General features: G+C 74.3%; 17 protein-coding genes. 11 read left to right on the forward strand and 6 right to left on the reverse strand.

Features of this window, described 5'->3' with window-relative positions; all coding sequences use genetic code 11:
• The first annotated feature begins 68 nt into the window (after positions 1-68).
• From ACE1OA_RS29705 to ACE1OA_RS29715, 3 genes are all read left to right on the forward strand, one after another.
• Positions 69-230, forward strand: coding sequence for a hypothetical protein (locus tag ACE1OA_RS29705; protein WP_356602513.1), 162 nt, complete (start codon positions 69-71; stop codon positions 228-230).
• A gap of 94 nt (positions 231-324) precedes the next feature.
• On the forward strand, positions 325-1494 hold the full coding sequence (tuf, locus tag ACE1OA_RS29710) for an elongation factor Tu (protein WP_356602511.1): 1170 nt from the start codon (positions 325-327) through the stop codon (positions 1492-1494).
• Between the two features lie 142 nt (positions 1495-1636).
• Entirely contained in the window at positions 1637-2482 is an 846-nt protein-coding gene (locus tag ACE1OA_RS29715) for a spermidine synthase (RefSeq protein WP_432753629.1), read from the forward strand.
• Between the two features lie 99 nt (positions 2483-2581).
• On the opposite strand, the gene ACE1OA_RS29720 is transcribed toward ACE1OA_RS29715, so the two are convergent.
• Positions 2582-4015 (reverse strand): MFS transporter, encoded by a 1434-nt coding sequence (locus tag ACE1OA_RS29720; RefSeq protein WP_432753630.1) that lies wholly within the window; start codon positions 4013-4015, stop codon positions 2582-2584.
• Between the two features lie 73 nt (positions 4016-4088).
• Positions 4089-5195, reverse strand: coding sequence for a hypothetical protein (locus tag ACE1OA_RS29725; RefSeq protein WP_432753631.1), 1107 nt, complete (start codon positions 5193-5195; stop codon positions 4089-4091).
• Positions 5196-5317: 122 nt separating this feature from the next.
• On the opposite strand from ACE1OA_RS29725, the gene ACE1OA_RS29730 reads away from it, so the two are divergent.
• The gene (locus tag ACE1OA_RS29730) at positions 5318-5755 is read left to right on the forward strand and encodes a DUF4442 domain-containing protein (protein ID WP_356602629.1); all 438 of its coding nucleotides are present in this window, start codon (positions 5318-5320) and stop codon (positions 5753-5755) included.
• A 233-nt stretch (positions 5756-5988) separates the two neighbouring features.
• Complete coding sequence (locus ACE1OA_RS29735) at positions 5989-6660, forward strand: DedA family protein (RefSeq protein ID WP_356602503.1); 672 nt, start codon at positions 5989-5991, stop codon at positions 6658-6660.
• Between the two features lie 129 nt (positions 6661-6789).
• Here the strand turns inward: ACE1OA_RS29735 and ACE1OA_RS29740 are convergent, their stop codons facing one another.
• On the reverse strand, positions 6790-7317 hold the full coding sequence (locus tag ACE1OA_RS29740; RefSeq protein WP_432753632.1) for a gamma carbonic anhydrase family protein: 528 nt from the start codon (positions 7315-7317) through the stop codon (positions 6790-6792).
• Between the two features lie 119 nt (positions 7318-7436).
• Between ACE1OA_RS29740 and ACE1OA_RS29745 the strand changes: the two genes are divergently transcribed.
• On the forward strand, positions 7437-8210 hold the full coding sequence (locus tag ACE1OA_RS29745) for an acyltransferase (protein ID WP_432753633.1): 774 nt from the start codon (positions 7437-7439) through the stop codon (positions 8208-8210).
• A gap of 55 nt (positions 8211-8265) precedes the next feature.
• Here ACE1OA_RS29745 and ACE1OA_RS29750 read toward each other — a convergent pair whose 3' ends face one another.
• Entirely contained in the window at positions 8266-9135 is an 870-nt protein-coding gene (locus ACE1OA_RS29750; RefSeq protein ID WP_356779160.1) for a DMT family transporter, read from the reverse strand.
• A gap of 100 nt (positions 9136-9235) precedes the next feature.
• Here ACE1OA_RS29750 and ACE1OA_RS29755 point away from each other — a divergent pair, with 100 nt between their 5' ends.
• Both ACE1OA_RS29755 and ACE1OA_RS29760 read left to right on the forward strand, forming a co-directional pair.
• On the forward strand, positions 9236-9808 hold the full coding sequence (locus ACE1OA_RS29755; RefSeq protein WP_356602495.1) for a helix-turn-helix domain-containing protein: 573 nt from the start codon (positions 9236-9238) through the stop codon (positions 9806-9808).
• A 43-nt stretch (positions 9809-9851) separates the two neighbouring features.
• Positions 9852-10418 (forward strand): YbaK/EbsC family protein, encoded by a 567-nt coding sequence (locus ACE1OA_RS29760; protein ID WP_356602493.1) that lies wholly within the window; start codon positions 9852-9854, stop codon positions 10416-10418.
• Between the two features lie 4 nt (positions 10419-10422).
• On the opposite strand, the gene ACE1OA_RS29765 is transcribed toward ACE1OA_RS29760, so the two are convergent.
• Positions 10423-10845, reverse strand: a complete 423-nt coding sequence (locus ACE1OA_RS29765; protein WP_356602491.1) for a CoA-binding protein — start codon at positions 10843-10845, stop codon at positions 10423-10425.
• A 117-nt stretch (positions 10846-10962) separates the two neighbouring features.
• On the opposite strand from ACE1OA_RS29765, the gene ACE1OA_RS29770 reads away from it, so the two are divergent.
• The 3 genes from ACE1OA_RS29770 (at position 10963) to ACE1OA_RS29780 (ending at position 16084) form a co-directional block, all read left to right on the forward strand.
• Entirely contained in the window at positions 10963-11589 is a 627-nt protein-coding gene (locus tag ACE1OA_RS29770; RefSeq protein ID WP_356779164.1) for a YigZ family protein, read from the forward strand.
• A gap of 212 nt (positions 11590-11801) precedes the next feature.
• Complete coding sequence (locus tag ACE1OA_RS29775; RefSeq protein ID WP_386544968.1) at positions 11802-12971, forward strand: exonuclease SbcCD subunit D; 1170 nt, start codon at positions 11802-11804, stop codon at positions 12969-12971.
• The gene (locus ACE1OA_RS29780; protein ID WP_386544967.1) at positions 12968-16084 is read left to right on the forward strand and encodes an AAA family ATPase; all 3117 of its coding nucleotides are present in this window, start codon (positions 12968-12970) and stop codon (positions 16082-16084) included. The genes ACE1OA_RS29775 and ACE1OA_RS29780 overlap by 4 nt, the downstream gene beginning before the upstream one ends.
• Here ACE1OA_RS29780 and ACE1OA_RS29785 read toward each other — a convergent pair.
• Complete coding sequence (locus tag ACE1OA_RS29785) at positions 16050-16520, reverse strand: Lrp/AsnC family transcriptional regulator (protein ID WP_356602483.1); 471 nt, start codon at positions 16518-16520, stop codon at positions 16050-16052. The genes ACE1OA_RS29780 and ACE1OA_RS29785 overlap by 35 nt on opposite strands.
• Positions 16521-16530 lie beyond the last annotated feature (10 nt).

A 16530-nucleotide genomic window follows, 5' to 3' on the forward strand; every position in this document is an offset into this window, starting at 1 on the left:
GTCCCTTGGCGACTGGCCCGGCGAAAATGGTTCGACGCCGACGGCCCCGCCCCACGATGATCGGGGACATGTCCCGGTACGCCTTCCTCGCAGCACGGCCCGCAGTCGCGGCCGCGCCGAAGGCTGCCGTCACTCCCGGCGTGACCACGTCCGCCGAAGCCGTCACCGCAGCCGCCGCGGTCGTCGCGGCAGCCGCCACCGCCCTCGTCCTCGACGGCGCCCGAAGCTGACCCTCCCCGGATCGTCCGGCGGACCCCGCAGGGGGAGGGTCGGTCCGGCCCCGGGGTCCCCGCACACGCTTCGAGCTCAAGGAACGAGCGAACCATGTCCAAGACGGCTTACGTCCGCACCAAGCCGCACCTCAACATCGGCACCATGGGCCACGTCGACCACGGCAAGACCACCCTGACCGCCGCCATCACCAAGGTCCTCAGCGAGCGCGGGACCGGCACCTTCGTGCCGTTCGACCGCATCGACCGCGCGCCCGAGGAGGCCCAGCGCGGGATCACCATCAACATCGCGCACGTCGAGTACGAGACCGACACCCGGCACTACGCGCACGTCGACATGCCGGGCCACGCCGACTACGTCAAGAACATGGTCACCGGCGCGGCCCAGCTCGACGGCGCCATCCTCGTCGTCTCCGCGCTGGACGGAATCATGCCGCAGACCGCCGAGCACGTCCTGCTGGCCCGTCAGGTCGGCGTCGACCACATCGTCGTGGCCCTCAACAAGGCCGACGCCGGGGACGACGAGCTGACCGACCTGGTGGAGCTGGAGGTACGGGAGCTGCTGACCGCCCACGGCTACGGCGGCGACACCGTGCCCGTGGTCCGGGTCTCCGGCCTGCGCGCCCTGGAGGGCGACCCGCGCTGGACGGCGGCCGTGGAGGCGTTGCTCGACGCGGTGGACACGTACGTGCCCATGCCCGTGCGGTACGTCGAGGCGCCGTTCCTGATGTCGGTGGAGAACGTGCTGACCATCACCGGCCGCGGCACCGTCGTCACCGGAGCGATCGAGCGCGGCACGGTCAGGGTGGGGGACCGGGTGGAGGTGCTCGGCGCCGGCGCGGAGACCGTCGTGACCGGCGTCGAGACCTTCGGCAAGCCCATGGAGGTCGCCGAGGCCGGTGACAACGTCGCCCTGCTGCTGCGCGGCGTGCCACGCGACACGGTCCGCCGCGGTCACGTGGTGGCGGCGCCCGGCAGCGTCGCGCCGAGCCGCAGGTTCACCGCCCGGGTCTACGTCCTGTCGGCCAAGGAGGGCGGCCGGACGACGCCCGTGTCGACCGGCTACCGGCCGCAGTTCTACATCCGGACCGCGGACGTCGTCGGAGACGTCGACCTCGGCGAGACGGCGGTCGCCCGCCCCGGCGACACGGTCACCATGACCGTCGAGCTGGGTCGGGACGTGCCCCTGGAGTCGGGTCTCGGCTTCGCGATCCGCGAGGGCGGACGCACGGTCGGGGCCGGCACGGTCACCAGCGTCGGCTGACGGGGCGTCCACGAACCGAGGGGGGCCCGCGTTCCGCAGCCGCGGAACGCGGGCCTCCGTCGCGTGGTGACATGCGGCGGTCGCCGGGCCGGCCCAGCCGGCTCGTGCGCCCAGGGCCTCGGACCGCGGGCACAATGAGAGCGTGAACGAGCAGATACCGGTCATCCGGGACGTCGACGGGGGCACCGCCCGGCTCATGCCCGATGTGGACCGCGAGCGTGCCTGGCTGCTGACGGTCGACGACGCGCCCCAGTCGTACGTCGACCTGGACGAGCCGACGCACCTGGAGTTCGAGTACGCGCGCCGGCTCGCCCACGTCCTCGACGGCGCCGCCGCCGACGGCGCGCCGCTGGACGTCCTCCACCTCGGAGGCGGGGCCCTCACCCTGCCGCGCTACGTCGCGGCGACCCGGCCCGGCTCGCGCCAGGACGTCGTCGAGGCCGACCGGGGGCTCCTGGAGCTGGTGTCCGAACACCTGCCGCTGCCGGAGGGTTCGGGCGTCACCGTGCACGGCGCGGACGCCCGTGCCTGGCTGGAGGGCGCTCCGGCCGCGTCCGTGGACGTCCTGATCGCCGACGTCTTCGGGGGCTCGCGGGTACCGGCGCACCTGACGTCGGCCGAGTACGCGGCGGCGGCCCGGCGGGCGTTGCGACCGGGCGGGCTCTACGCCGCCAACCTGGCCGACGGAGCCCCCTTCGACTTCCTCCGCTCCCAGCTGGCGACCTTCGCCACGGTCTTCCCCGAACTCGCGCTGATCGCCGAACCCGCCGTCCTGCGCGGCCGGCGCTTCGGCAACGCGGTCCTCGTCGCCTCCGACCGCGAGATCGACACGGCCCGCCTCGCCCGGCGGGCCGCGGCGGACGCCTTTCCCGCGCGCGTGGAGTACGGGGCCGCCCTCGACCGCTTCACGGCGGGCGCCCTGCCGGTCGGGGACACGGACGCGGTGCCGTCCCCGGTGCCGCCGTCGGGCGCCTTCAGCGTGGGCTGACGGACCGGCCGGCCGCGGGGCGCCGAACGAGGCGGGGACCCCGGGGAGCGCCTTGTCACTCTTGCCGGGCGGCCGGGCGCCCGGCGGCGAACCATCGCATCAGTCCGCCGGGTGCGCCGACGGAGGTCCCGAGGGCGCCGCGGGCGCGGCCGGACCGACGGCTTCCACGGGCGCGGCCGGACCGACGGCCTCCGTGGGCGTGATCGGCTTCGGGAGGCCGGCGGTCGGCGCCGGCGCGGTCGGCGCCCCGGATCCGTCCGGATCCGCGGGCAGCGCGGCGGCGATCCGCTTCGTCCGGCGCGTCAGATTGCGGACGTCCGGGACGAGCAGGACCAGAGCCGTGACCACCACGATCAGGGTCGCCGATCCCCACAGGGCCTCGTGCCGGCCGAAGACGCCCTCGGCCGGGCCCGCGAGCGCCGTGGAGAGGGGGAGCATGGCCGTCGAGCCGAACCAGTCGTAGGCCGAGACCCGCGACAGCTTGTCCTCGGGGATCTCCTGGTGCAGCGTCGTCATCCAGGAGACGCCGAACACCTCGATGGCCACGCCGCTGACGAACATCGCCGCGGAGAGCCCGTACACGTCGAGCGGCACGGCGAGGGCCGCCGAGGGCAGCGCGATCGGGAAGACGCACAAAGTGCCGGCCAGCAACATCCTGCGCGGCTTCCAGCGCATCATCAGCAGCGCGCCGACCAGGGTGCCGACACCGAAGGCGGCCAGCGAGAGGCCCCAGGGCCGGGCGCCGCCCAGTTCGTCCCGGGCGACCAGCGGCCCGTACACCGACTCGGCCGCGCCGACCAGCGCGACCACGATGGAGAACTGGGCGACGATGGACCACAGCCAGGGGCGGCCGACGAACTCCTGCCAGCCCTCGCGCAGGTCGGCGAGCAGACCGCCGCCGCCCTCGCGTTCCCGGATGTGGCTGACGTCGAGGAACGCGCGCAGGGCGCCCGCGACCGCGAAGGCCGCCGCGTCGATCGCCAGCACCCAGCCGGGCCCGAAGGCGGCGATCATGGCGCCGCCGAGCGCCGCGCCGCCGATGCCGGCGCCGTGCATGGCCATCCGGAACAGGGCGAAGGCGCGGCTGACCTGGTCGCCGCTGACGCTGGACATCAGCATGCCCTCGGCGGCCGGGTTGAAGAACGCCTGACCCGTGCCGCACAGGGCGGTCAGCAGCATCATCTGCCACAGCTGCGGCTCGCCCGCCAGCACCAGATAGGCGAAGGCGGCCTGCGAGACGCAGTTGAGGGCGTTGGCGGCGACCATGACCCGGTGCCGGGGCACCCGGTCGGCGATCGCGCCGCCGATGAGCAGGAAGAGCACGAGCGGCAGCGTGCGGGCCGCCGCGACGAGCCCCACGTCCCCGCCGTCGCCGCCGGACTGCAGCACGGCGAACGCCGCCGCGATCAGGGCACCGTGGGTGCCGAGGTTGGTGACGACCGCGGCGGCGGTCAGCAGCACGTAGTTGCGCCCGGCCCACTCGGGGCGGCGGGGGCGCGACGACGTGCGGGGGGAGGCGGCGGAATTTCTCACCCCGGGACTATCCCTGCCGCCGCCCCCCACTGCCAAACCGTGTGCCGTCCGCCGGGCCGGCCGGCGACTACCGTCAGGACGCCGGGGCGAGCCGCACGGTCGTGAGGATCTGCTGGATGGTGGCGTCCGGCAGCTCGTCCTTGACCCCGTCGGCCGCGTAGATCACGAACGACGAGAAGTCGCCCTTGGCGTTCTTGAAGGAGAACGCGAGGGACTTGCCGTCCGACTCGCACTTGTTCCGCTTCTTGATCCCCGGGGCGGTGGCCGTCGACACGCTGCCCGAGAGACCGGACTTGGTCGTGTAGGGCACGGCCTTGGTGATCTTGATGGTGCCCTTGGGCATGTGCTGGGCGTAGCCGGCCCACACCCAGTTGCCGGCCTCGTTGAAGGCGGCCTCCGCGGTGTCCTTGGCGCCCTGGCCGCCCTTGGTGCCGGCGGTGCTCAGACCCCAGGTCGACGGGGTGCCGTTCTTGTCCGTGTCGAAGGAGCACCAGTTGCTCTTGAAGTGGGCGGGCGAGGACATCGTGACGACGGGGGAACCGTCGTTCTTCTTCTCGTCCTCGAAGTACGTGATCACGCCCGGCTTCGCCACCTCCCACCCGGGCGGCACGTCGAACAGCGTGCCGTACTTGGGGTTGTGCACGACCTTCCAGCCGGGGATCGTCGGCTGCTGCTCGGCGTCGTCGCGCGGGTTGTCGATCGACGGCGACGGCGAGGCGGACTGGGAGCCCGGAGCCGAGGCGGTGGGCTTGGGGTCGCCGCCCGCGTCGGTCTTCTTGTCGTCGTCCTTGCCGAGGACGAGGAAGCCGGCGACGCCGGCCGCGACCACCACGGCGGTGGCGGCGACGATCGCGACGAGGGTCGTCTGCTTCTTCTTGCCGCCGTCGGGACCGCCCGGCTGCGGGGGACCCGGCATCGCGTACTGCGGCGCGGTCTGCTGGTACGGGTTCGCCTGCGGGTAGGCGGGCTGCGTCGGCTGCTGCGGATAGCCGTAGCCCGGCTGCCCCGGCTGCCCCGGCTGCCCCGGCTGTCCCGACTGCCCCGGCTGCTGGCCGGGCTGCTGCTGATAGCCCGGCTGCTGGTACGGGTTCGGCTGCTGGTAACCCGGCTGCTGGTACGGGTTCTGATTCTGGTCCTGCGGGTTCTGCTCGCCCCCGGGCGGCTGCTGTCCTGGCCACATGGCCAGTAACCATAGAGGTGCGGCGATGCCCCGGCTACGCCCGCCCCCGCACGGGCGTGCGAGTGCGGACTCTGGCCTTCCCTGCTACTCGTGGGTAACATCGGCTCATGAGCGCAGATCAGATGTCCGTCGGCGAGATGCTCGCCGCCACGGTTCCCATGGCCAGGACCCTCAAGCTGGAGTTCCAGGAGACCACTCCGGAGCGTGCCGTCGTCCGGCTGCCCGACCAGGCCGACTACCACAACCACGTCGGCGGCCCGCACGCCGGAGCCATGTTCACGCTGGCCGAGTCCGCCAGCGGCGCGATCGTCCTGGCCGCCTTCGGCGACCAGTTGAGCCGCGCGGTGCCGCTCGCCGTGAAGGCGGAGATCGGCTACAAGAAGCTCGCCATGGGCGTCGTGACCGCCACCGCCACGCTGGGCCGCCCCGCCGCCGAGGTCGTCGCCGAGCTGGACGAGGGGCTGCGCCCCGAGTTCCCGGTCCGTATCTCCCTCACCCGGGAGGACGGCGCCGAGACCGGCGAGATGACGGTCGTCTGGACCCTGCGCCCGAACTCCTGACCCGTCGGCCGCCGTCGTCCGCCCCCGCACCCGCCTCCCGGGTCCGGGGGCGGACGCGTTCCGGAGCCCTCCGGCCGCCCCGCCCCGGCGGTCTCGGGGAGCCCTGCCCGGCGGCCTCGGGGCCGCCCGTCCGATTCGAGGTCCGGCGGGGGTGACCAGGTAGGCTGCCCCGGCGCGCAGCAGCCGCGCGCCGCGGCCACGGGCCGACACCGTCGATACGGGAGGAACCCCGCGTGCACGTCCAGGAGTGGCTGGAGACGATCCCCGCGGTCGCCGTCTACGCGCTGGTGGGAGTGGTGATCGGGCTGGAGAGCCTGGGCATCCCCCTGCCGGGCGAGATCGTCCTCGTGAGTTCCGCGCTGCTGGCCTCGCAGCACGGCGCCATCGACCCGTACATCCTCGGTGCGTGCGCCACCGTCGGGGCGATCGTCGGCGACTCCATCGGCTACGCGATCGGCCGCAAGGGCGGCCGGCCGCTGCTCGCCTGGCTCGGGGGGAAGTTCCCCAAGCACTTCGGCGAGGCGAACATCGCGCTCGCCGAGCGGTCCTTCGAGAAGTGGGGCATGTGGGCGGTCTTCTTCGGCCGGTTCGTCGCCCTGCTGCGCATCTTCGCCGGCCCGCTCGCCGGCGTCCTGCGCATGCCGTACTGGAAGTTCCTCACCGCCAACGTCCTCGGCGGCATCCTCTGGGCCGGCGGCACCACGGCCGTCGTCTACTCCGTCGGCGTGGTCGCCGAGGCGTGGCTCAAGCGCTTCTCCTGGCTGGGCCTGGTCCTCGCCGTCCTGATCGGCCTCACCTCGATGCTGGTCCTGAAGAACCGCGCCAAGAAGGCCGTGGCCCGCGCCGAGGCCGCGAAGGAGCAGGCCGCCGGGGCGTCGCCGGAGCCGGTGCCGGTCGCCGACTGACGGCGGCACGCGGCGGAAGCACGACGACGGCGGCGCGCGACGACGCGAGAAAGGGCGCGGCTCCCGGTACGGGGGCCGCGCCCTTCCGCGTGGCTCTTCGGCGCGGGCCGGTCCCGCGGGACCGCGCGCTCAGTCCGCGAAGGCCTCGGCGTGGCCCTTCGCCAGGTGCAGGTACATCTCCGCGTTGAGCCGGATGCCCGCCTGCTCCTCCTCGGTCAGCGGGCGCCGGACCTTGGCCGGGACGCCCGCGACCAGGGAGCCCGGCGGGATCTGCATCCCCTGGGGCACCAGCGCCTGCGCGGCGACGAGCGAGCCGGCGCCGATGGTGGCGCCGTTCAGGATCGTCGCGCCCATGCCGACCAGCACGTCGTCCCCGACCGTGCAGCCGTGCACGGTCGCGTTGTGCCCCACCGTCACCCGGTCCCCGATGGTGACCGGGAAGCCCGGGTCCACGTGGACCGTGCAGTTGTCCTGGATGTTGGCGTCCTCTCCCACGACGATGGGCCCGCAGTCCGCGCGCAGCACCGCGTGGTACCAGACGCTGGCCCGGGCGCCGAGCGTGACCTCGCCGAGCACGACGGAGGTCGGCGCGGTGAACGCCGTCGGATCGATCCGCGGCTCCTGGCCGCCCACACCCTTGATCAACGCCTCTGTCATCGTTCGCTCCCGATCGCTCGCACGTGCGTCACGCCAGGGGAACTGTAGGGGGTGTCCCATGACCGACATCACAGGGCACCGCACTGAACTGCCACGACGGCGGCGACTACCGTGTGCGGGTGCCCAGGAACAGAAACACGTTCTCGTCTCTCGCCGCCTGGCGGCGTCGTGTCGTCGCACGCGCCCTGCAGGGCGGCTGGCGCTGGGCGCAGCAGGCCGGTGCCGTGACCGCCGAGCATCCCGGGCGGCTCCGCTTCCGCCGGCTCGGCGCGGGCACCCGGCTCGCCTTCCCGCAGGGCACCGTCTTCGGCGAGGAGTGGATCGAGATCGGCGAGTGCTGCATCATCGCCGAACAGGTCACGCTCACGGCCGGCATGATGCCCGGCCTCGACCTCGGCACGGAGACCGTCCTGACCCTCGGCGACGGCGTCGTCCTCGGGCGCGGCAGCCACGTCATCGCGGACACCAACGTGACCATCGGCTCGGACACCTACTGCGGGCCGTACGTGTACGTCACGTCGACCAACCACAGCTACGACGACCCGCACGAGCCCATCGGGCGGCAGTGGCCGCGCTCGGAGCCGGTCGAGATCGGGCCCGGCTGCTGGCTGGGCACGGGCTCGGTGATCCTGCCGGGCGCCCGGATCGGGCGGAACGTGGTCGTCGCCGCGGGCGCCGTCGTCCGCGGCGAGGTGCCCGACCACTCGGTCGTGGCCGGCGCCCCCGCCCGTGTCGTGCGCAGCTGGGACCCGGAGAAGGGCTGGCAGCCGCCGCTGCGGACGCCGGCCCCGGTGCCGATTCCGGACGGGGTGACGCCGGAACAGCTCGCCGCCCTCGCGCAGCTCGAACTCGAGGTGGACGGCGACCTGAGCGAGGCTCTGAAGGACGCCTGACCGGCACGGGGTCGGGTCTTCGTGAAGTGCGCCGGGCGCCCGGCGCCGTGCCCGGTCAGCCGGTGGCGAGCAGCACGGTGCCGACCAGCGCGAGGCCCGCGCCCGCCGCCTGGACCGCGCGCAGCCGCTCCTTGAGCACCCCGCGTGCCGCCAGCGCGGTCACGACCGGGTAGAGGTTCGCCAGGACGGCGGCGACCGTGACCGGGCCGAGCTGCGCCGCGATCGAGTACGTCCCGTTGGCGGCCACGTCTGCGAGGCCCACGAAGGCGAGGGCCGGCAGGGCGGCCCAGACCACCCGCATCCCGCCGCCGTCCTCGGGCAGTGCCCGCCCGCCCCGCTTCACCGAGACGTACAGGGCGCCACCGCCCACGACCACGTTGGTGACGCGCTGGACGAACAGGGCCAGGAAGAGGCCGGTGAGGGTCGAGGAGGCCTCCGCGATCAGCGCCATCACCGAGCCGAACCCGAAGGCCGCGACCAGCGTGAGGAGCACCGAGCGCCGCTGGACGGGTGCGCCGCGCAGCTCGGGTCCGCCGGCCAGGACGACGCCCGCGATCGCCACGCCGATGCCGGCGAACTGCAACAGCCCCGGCCGGTCGCCGATCAGCAGGCCCACGGACACGGGGACGACGACCCCGAGCGAGCCGAGCGGCGAGACCACGCCCATCGGCCCGAGGGCCAGCGCCTTGTAGAAGCAGAGCATCGCCACCGGGCCGACCGCGCCCGCCGCGACCGCGTACCAGAGCTGCGGGCCCGCCTCGCTCCAGCCGCCCGTGGCGATCACGACGGCGCCCAGCACCACCACGGCGACGGCCTGGGAGGCGACCACCACGGTCAGCGCGGGCATCCGCCGGGTGAGCAGGCCGCCACCGAAGTCGGCCAGCCCCCAGAGCAGGCTGGTGGCCAGGGCGAACAGTGCGGTCATGGAATCCTCGCGGTCGCGCAGTACAGTGCGGTGAACATTCGGGTGCACCCCACCGTAGTGCAGTGTATTGAACTATGTCATCCAGAATATTGGACGGAATGTGTCTGACCTCGATCAGCTCACGCAGTCGCTCGCGCGCAACCTGAAGCGATGGCGCAACGAGCGCGGCTTCACGCTGGACGCGCTGGCCGCCCGGGCCGGCGTCAGCCGCGGCATGATCATCCAGATCGAGCAGGCCCGTACGAACCCCAGCGTCGGCACCACGGTGAAGCTCGCCGACGCCCTCGGTGTCTCGATCACCACCCTGCTCGACTACGAACAGGGCCCCCAGGTCCGCCTCGTGCCGCCGGACCAGGCCGTCCGTATGTGGTCCACCTCCACGGGCAGCCACACCACGCTCCTGGTCGGCACCGAGGCGCGCGGACCACTGGAACTCTGGGCCTGGACGCTGATGCCGGGCGAGGGCAGCGCGTCCGATCCGCACCCCGACGGCACCACCGAGCTGCTCCACGTCAGCGCGGGGGTGCTCACCCTGGTCGTCGACGGTGCGGAACACACCCTGCCGGCCGGGACCTCCGCCGTCTTCGAGGCCAACTCGCCGCACGCGTACCGCAACGACGGCGAGGAGCCGGTCGAGATGACCATGGCGGTCTCCATCCCGCCCGTACGCTGAGACGCCCGGGCCCCCGGCCGGGAGGCGCTGTTAGCGTGCCGACATGCGCGCACCCATCGGAGACTTCGACGACGCCCGGCCCGCCCCCGACTGCCTCGACCTGCTGACCGAGCCGGTCGCCGCCGCCGTCCGCGCCTGGACCGGAGCCGTACCGGCCGACCAGCTCCTGTACGTGGACACCGACCCCGAGATCGCCGACACGGCCGTCTTCGTCGAGCACCACGGCCGTGAGCTGCTCGACACGTCCGCGAACTGCGTGATCGTCGCGGCCAAGCGGGGCGGAGAGGCGCGCCTGGCCGCGTGCGTGGTGCGCTCCGCGACGCGGATCGACGTCAACGGGGTCCTCCGCAAGCACCTGGGCGCCCGCCGGGTGTCCTTCGCTTCGATGGACGCCGCGACCGGCGGGAGCGGCATGGAGTACGGCGGGATCACGCCCGTCGGCCTGCCCGCGTCCTGGCCGGTCCTCGTCGACGCCGCCGTCGTCGACACCCCGTGGGTGCTGATCGGCAGCGGCCGCCGCCGCGGGAAGCTGATCGTGCCCGGCAAGGCCTTCGCCCAACTGCCCGGCGCGGAGGTCCTGGAGGGCCTCGGCGTCCCGGTCGCCGGCTGACCCGTCAGGCCAGACGCGGGATCTCGATGGCGGGGCACCGGTCCATCACCATGTCCAGGCCCGCATCCCGCGTCCGCGCGTACGCCTCGTCGTCGACGACGCCGAGCTGGAACCACACCGCCTTCGCGCCCACGGCCACCGCCTCGTCCGCGATCCGCCCCGCGTGCTCGCTGTTCACGAACACGTCGACGACGTCGACCGGGAACGGGATGTCCGCGAGCGAGGCGTAGCCCTGCTCGCCGTGTACGGTCTCGGCCTTCGGGTGGACGGGTACGACCCGCTTGCCGAACCGCTGCAGGACGGCGGCGACGCCGTACGCCGCGCGCGACCGGTTCGACGACAGACCCACGACGGCCCAGGTGTCACCCGTGCCCGTCAGGATCCTGCGAACGGTCTCCGACTCGGTGGTCGCGGCCTCGACGCTCATGTACTGCCTCCGGTGACTGGGTTCCTGTCTGACCAGAACCGGCCGGGGCCCGGGGTGATTCCCCGCACGCCGATCCCGGTCACGGAGGCCGCGGCCCGGGGCGCTTAGGCTGACCGGATGCAGGAGCAGTACCGCACCCTCGCCCGCGAGGGCGTGCACGAGACCGAGATCAACCGCTCGCGCTTCATCTGCGCGCTGGCGCCCGTCGCGACCGAGCAGGAGGCCCAGGACTTCGTCGCCCGCATCCGCAAGGAGCACCCGACCGCCTCGCACAACTGCTTCGCGTACGTGATCGGCGCCGACGCCGGCGTCCAGAAGGCGAGCGACGACGGTGAACCCGGAGGCACCGCCGGAGTCCCGATGCTCCAGATGCTGATGCGGCGCGAGGTGCGCTACGTCGCCGCCGTCGTCACCCGCTACTACGGCGGCGTGAAGCTCGGCGCCGGCGGCCTGATCAGGGCGTACGGCGGCGTGGTCGGCGAGGCGCTGGACGCGCTCGGCACCCTCACCCGGCAGCGCTTCCGGCTGGCCGAGGTCACCGTCGACCACCAGCGCGCGGGCAAACTGGAGAACGACCTGCGGGCGACGGGACGAGCCGTGCGCGAGGTGCGGTACGCCGAGGCGGTCACGATCGAGATCGGGCTTCCGGACGCCGACGTGGACGCGTTCCGCGCCTGGCTCGCGGATGTGACGGCCGGCACGGCGTCCCTCGAACTCGGCGGCGAGGCGTACGGCGACGCCTGAGGCCCGGGCCCGTACGGGACCGGCGCCGGAAAGGCGGTCCGTCCGTCCGCGGAGCCACTCCGGATCCGGCGTACGCCCGGGGCCGGTGCCGGAAGCGGTGTGGATCATGCGCTCAGGGGCGCTAGCGTGGTTGCCGCTGACACCGGTGCCCGCGAGGGTGCCGTGACGGCGGGGGCGGAGGAACGGAACGACATGCGGGGCGGAGCGGCACCTTGAGAATTCTGCACACGTCGGACTGGCACCTGGGGCGCTCGTTCCACCGGGTCGGCCTGCTCGACGCCCAGGCCGCCTTCCTCGACCACCTCGTCACCACGGTCCGCGAGCGCGAGGTCGACGTCGTGCTCGTCGCCGGCGACGTCTACGACCGGGCCGTGCCCCCCTTGCCCGCCGTGGAGCTCTTCGACACCGCCCTGCACCGGCTCGCCGAGACCGGGGTGCCGACCGTGATGATCTCCGGCAACCACGACTCGGCGCGCCGCCTCGGCGTCGGCGCCGGACTCATCGAGCGGGCCGGCATCCACCTGCGCACCGATCCGGCGGGTGTCGGCACCCCCGTCGTCCTCGCGGACGCCCACGGGGACGTGGCCCTCTACGGCCTGCCCTACCTCGAACCCGCCCTCGTGCGCGAGCAGTTCGGCGCCGCGAAGGCGGGACACGAGGCGGTGCTCGGCGCCGCCATGGACCGGGTCCGCGCCGACCTCGCCGAGCGGCCCGCGACCACCCGTTCCGTGGTCCTGGCCCACGCCTTCGTCGCGGGCGGCGAGCCGAGCGACAGCGAGCGGGACATCACCGTCGGAGGGGTCTCCGCCGTCCCCGCCGGGATCTTCGAGGGCGTCGACTACGTCGCCCTCGGCCACCTGCACGGCAGCCAGCGGGTCACCCCCCGGGTGCGCTACTCCGGATCGCCGCTGGCCTACTCCTTCTCCGAGGCCGACCACCGCAAGACGATGTGGCTGATCGAGATCGGCGCCGACGGCGGCATCGAGGCCGAGGAGCGGGTCGACTGCCCCGTGCCCCGGGCGCTCGCCCGGATCAGGGGCCGTCTCGACGACCTGCTCGCCGACCCCGCGCTCGCCCGCCACGAGCAGTCCTGGATCGAGGCGACGCTCACCGACCCGGTTCGGCCGGCGGAGCCGATGGCCCGGCTCGCCGAACGCTTCCCCCACACCCTCAGCCTGGTCTTCGAGCCCGAGCGCACCGGGAGCGACGACGGAGCCTCCTACGCCCAGCGGCTGCGCGACCGCAGCGACCAGCAGATCGCGGAGGACTTCGTGGCCCACGTACGCGGCGGCGCGGGACCGGACGGCGAGGAGCGGACGGTGCTCCTCGGGGCCTTCGACGACGTCCGCGTGGACACGGCCGGGCGGGAGGTGGCCCGATGAGGCTGCACCGGCTCTCCGTCACCGCGTTCGGGCCCTTCGGCACCACGCAGGAGATCGATTTCGACGCCCTGTCCTCCGCCGGGCTGTTCCTCCTCCACGGACCGACCGGGGCCGGTAAGACCTCCGTCCTCGACGCCGTCTGCTACGCGCTCTACGGAGCCGTGCCCGGCGCCCGGCAGACGCCCGGCGCCTCCCTGCGCAGCGACCACGCCCCGGCCGGCACCCCCACCGAGGTCACCCTCGAACTGACCGTGGGGGACCGCCGGCTGGAGATCACCCGGCTGCCGGCCCAGCCGCGGCCCAAGAAGCGGGGCGGCGGCTTCACCACCGAGAAGGCCCAGAGCAGGCTGCGCGCCTACGACCCCGGGACCGGCACCTGGACCGGGCTCAGCAAGTCGCACCAGGAGATCGGTGAGGAGATCACCCAGCTCCTCGGCATGAGCCGCGAACAGTTCTGCCAGGTCGTCCTGCTGCCGCAGGGCGACTTCGCCCGCTTCCTGCGCGCCGACGCGGAGGCGCGGGGGAAGCTGCTGGGCCGCCTCTTCGACACGCGGCGGTTCGCCGCCGTCGAGGAGCGCCTCGCCGAACTGCGGCGCGGCGCCGAGCAGCAGGTCCGCGAAGGCGACGAGCGGCTGCTCGCACTCGCCCACCGGATGGCGCAGGCCGCGGGAGGCGCGGCCGTCGAGGAGCGCCCCGGCGAGCCCGGGCTCGCCGAAGCCGTGCAGACCCGGGCGGCCGTGGCGCGCTGCGAGGCGCGCGAGGCGCTCGACATCGCGGAGTCGGCCGTCGCGTCCGCCGAGGGCCGGCAGACGGCGGCCCGGCAGGCGCGCGACGAGGAGCGGGACCTCGCCAACCGGCAGGCGCAGGCCGCCGAAGCCCGCCGCCGCCAGGCGGAACTGACGGCCCGCCGGCCCGAGCGGGACCGCTGGCAGGCCGCCCTCGACCGGTCCCGCAAGGCCGACCTCGTGGCACCCGCCCTGGGCCTGCGGGCCGACGCGGAGCGGGAGCACGCGGCGGCCGACGCGGCCCGCCGTCAGGCCCGCGGCGGGCTCCCGCCCGAGCTGGCCGACGCGGGCGCGGAGGAGCTGTCCGCCCGGGAGAACCGGCTGCGCGAGGAGCTGGGCGGCCTGGAGTCGGCGCGGCGGGCGGAGCGGCGCAGCACCGAGATCGCCCGGGAGCGGGCCGTGCTGGACCGGCGGGCGCGCGAGGACGAGGAGATCCTCCAGGACGCGTCCGGCTGGCTCGCCGGCTGGGAGTCGCGCCGCGCGGAGCTCAGGGAGCAGGTGGAGTCGGCGCAGGACGCCGCCGCCCGCGCCGAGCACCTCGCGGGACGTCTCGAACCGGCCCGCCGCCGGCTGGCCGCCGCCCGCCGCCGCGACGAGCTCGCGGAGCGCGTGGGCACGGCCGCCTCCCGGCTGACCGAGGCCCGCGAGCGCCGCAACGACGCCCGCGAGGCCTGGCTCGACGTCAAGTCCCGCCGTCTGCAGGGCATCGCCGCCGAACTCGCGGCCGCGCTGACGCCCGGCGACCCCTGCCAGGTCTGCGGCTCCGCCGACCACCCGGCCCCCGCCCGTACCGGCGCCGACCACGTCGACCGTGCCGCGGAGGAGACGGCCTACGCCACCTTCACGGCGGCCGAGGAGTCCCGTGGCAAGGCGGAGCGCGCCCGCGCGGTGGCCGAGGAGGCGTGGTCCGCCGCCCGGGTCGAGGTACTGGGCGGTCGCGCGCCCGAGTCCGCCGCCGACGTGCTCCTCGCGTCGCCCGGGGACGGCGCGGTGCCCGCGGCGCGTACCGCGCCGGACGCCGCGGCCTTCCCGGGAGACACCGGCGAGCCCACGGTCTCCGAACTCGCCCGCGAGGCCGAGGAGCTGGCCGCGCTGCACGCCGAGGCGCACGCGCGCGCAGCCCGGACGCACGCGGCACGCGAGGCGCTCGCCCGCGCCGAGCGGGAGCACGAAGGACGGCTCGCGGCGCAGCGGGAGGCCGAACGCCGGGTCGCCGCCCGGACCTCGCAGCGCGAGGCGCTCGACCGCGAGCAGACCGCGCTCGACGCCGAACTGGCCCGCGGCCGGGGCGACTCGGGCAGTGTCGCCGAGCACGCCACCCGACTGGAGCGGCGCATCGCCCTGCTCATGGAGGCCGCGGACGCGGTACGCGCCGTCGAACTCACCGCCCAGCGGCTCAAGGAGGCCGACGCCAGGCTCGCCGACGCCGCCTACCGCGCCGGGTTCGACACCCCGGAGCAGGCCGCCGCCGCCCTCCTGGAGGCGCCCGAACGCCGCGACCTCCAGCACCGGTTGGACGCCTGGCAGGCGGAGGCCGCCGTCGTCGCCGACCGGCTCGCCGACCCCGTCACCCAGGCGGCGGACCGGCTCCCGCCGGCCGACCCCGAGTCGGCGGAGTCCGCGCACACCGCGGCCGAGCGGGCCCTGCGCGACGCCGCCTCGGCCCTCGCCACCGCGCGGGCCCGGTGCGCCGAACTGGCCGGGCTCTCCCGGCAGGCCGACGCCGAGGTGCGCCGCCTCGGCCCGCTGCGCGGCGCGTACGAGCGCGTGGCCCGGCTCGCCGGCCTCACCGCGGGCACCTCCGCCGAGAACGAGCGCCGGATGCGCCTGGAGTCGTACGTCCTGGCGGCCCGGCTCGAACAGGTCGCCGCCGCGGCCACGGCCCGCCTCCAGCGGATGTCCTCCGGCCGCTACACCCTCGTCCACTCCGACGCCCGGGCCGGCGGCCGGCGGGCGGGCCTCGGGCTGCACGTGGTCGACGCCTGGACGGGCCACGAGCGCGACACGGCGACCCTGTCGGGCGGGGAGACCTTCTTCGCCTCCCTCGCCCTCGCCCTCGGCCTCGCCGACGTCGTCACCGAGGAGGCCGGCGGGGTACGGCTCGACACCCTGTTCATCGACGAGGGCTTCGGCAGCCTGGACGACCAGACCCTCGACGAGGTGCTCGACGTCCTGGACTCGCTGCGCGAACGGGACCGCAGCGTCGGCATCGTCAGCCACGTCGGCGATCTGCGCCGCCGGATCCCCGCCCAGCTGGAGGTCGTCAAGGAGCGGAACGGCTCGGCCGTGAAGCTCAGGGCCGGGGGAGCGGGACCTCTCGACCGCTGATCGCGCGCCGGGGCAGGGGTGACGAGTACACGACGCTCGTCGTCACCGAGCCGAGCGTCATGATCTTCCCCGAGATCTCCTCCAGGTGCTTCATGGAACGGGCGGCGACCTTGAGGACGAAGCAGTCGTCGCCGGTGACGTGGTGCGCCTCCAGGACCTCGGGGGTCGCGTCGAGGAGGTCGTGGAACGGCTTGTAGTTGCCGTGCGGGTAGCGCAGCCGGACGAAGGCGAGGATCGGCAGACCGAGCCGCTCGGGATCGACCACGGCCGTGTACCCGGCGATGACCCCGGTCTCCTCCAGCCGGCGCACCCGCTCCGTGACGGCGGACGCGGACATGGAGACGGCCCGGGCCAGTTCGGCGAAGGTGGCCCGCCCCTGCTCCTGGAGGGCGTCGAGGATGCGCCGGTCGGTGGCGTCGGGTGTGTATCCGGTCATGACCGACGAA

Origin of the sequence: Streptomyces sp. JL2001, from assembly GCF_050917515.1 — a bacterium.
In the GTDB taxonomy this organism is placed as follows: domain Bacteria; phylum Actinomycetota; class Actinomycetes; order Streptomycetales; family Streptomycetaceae; genus Streptomyces.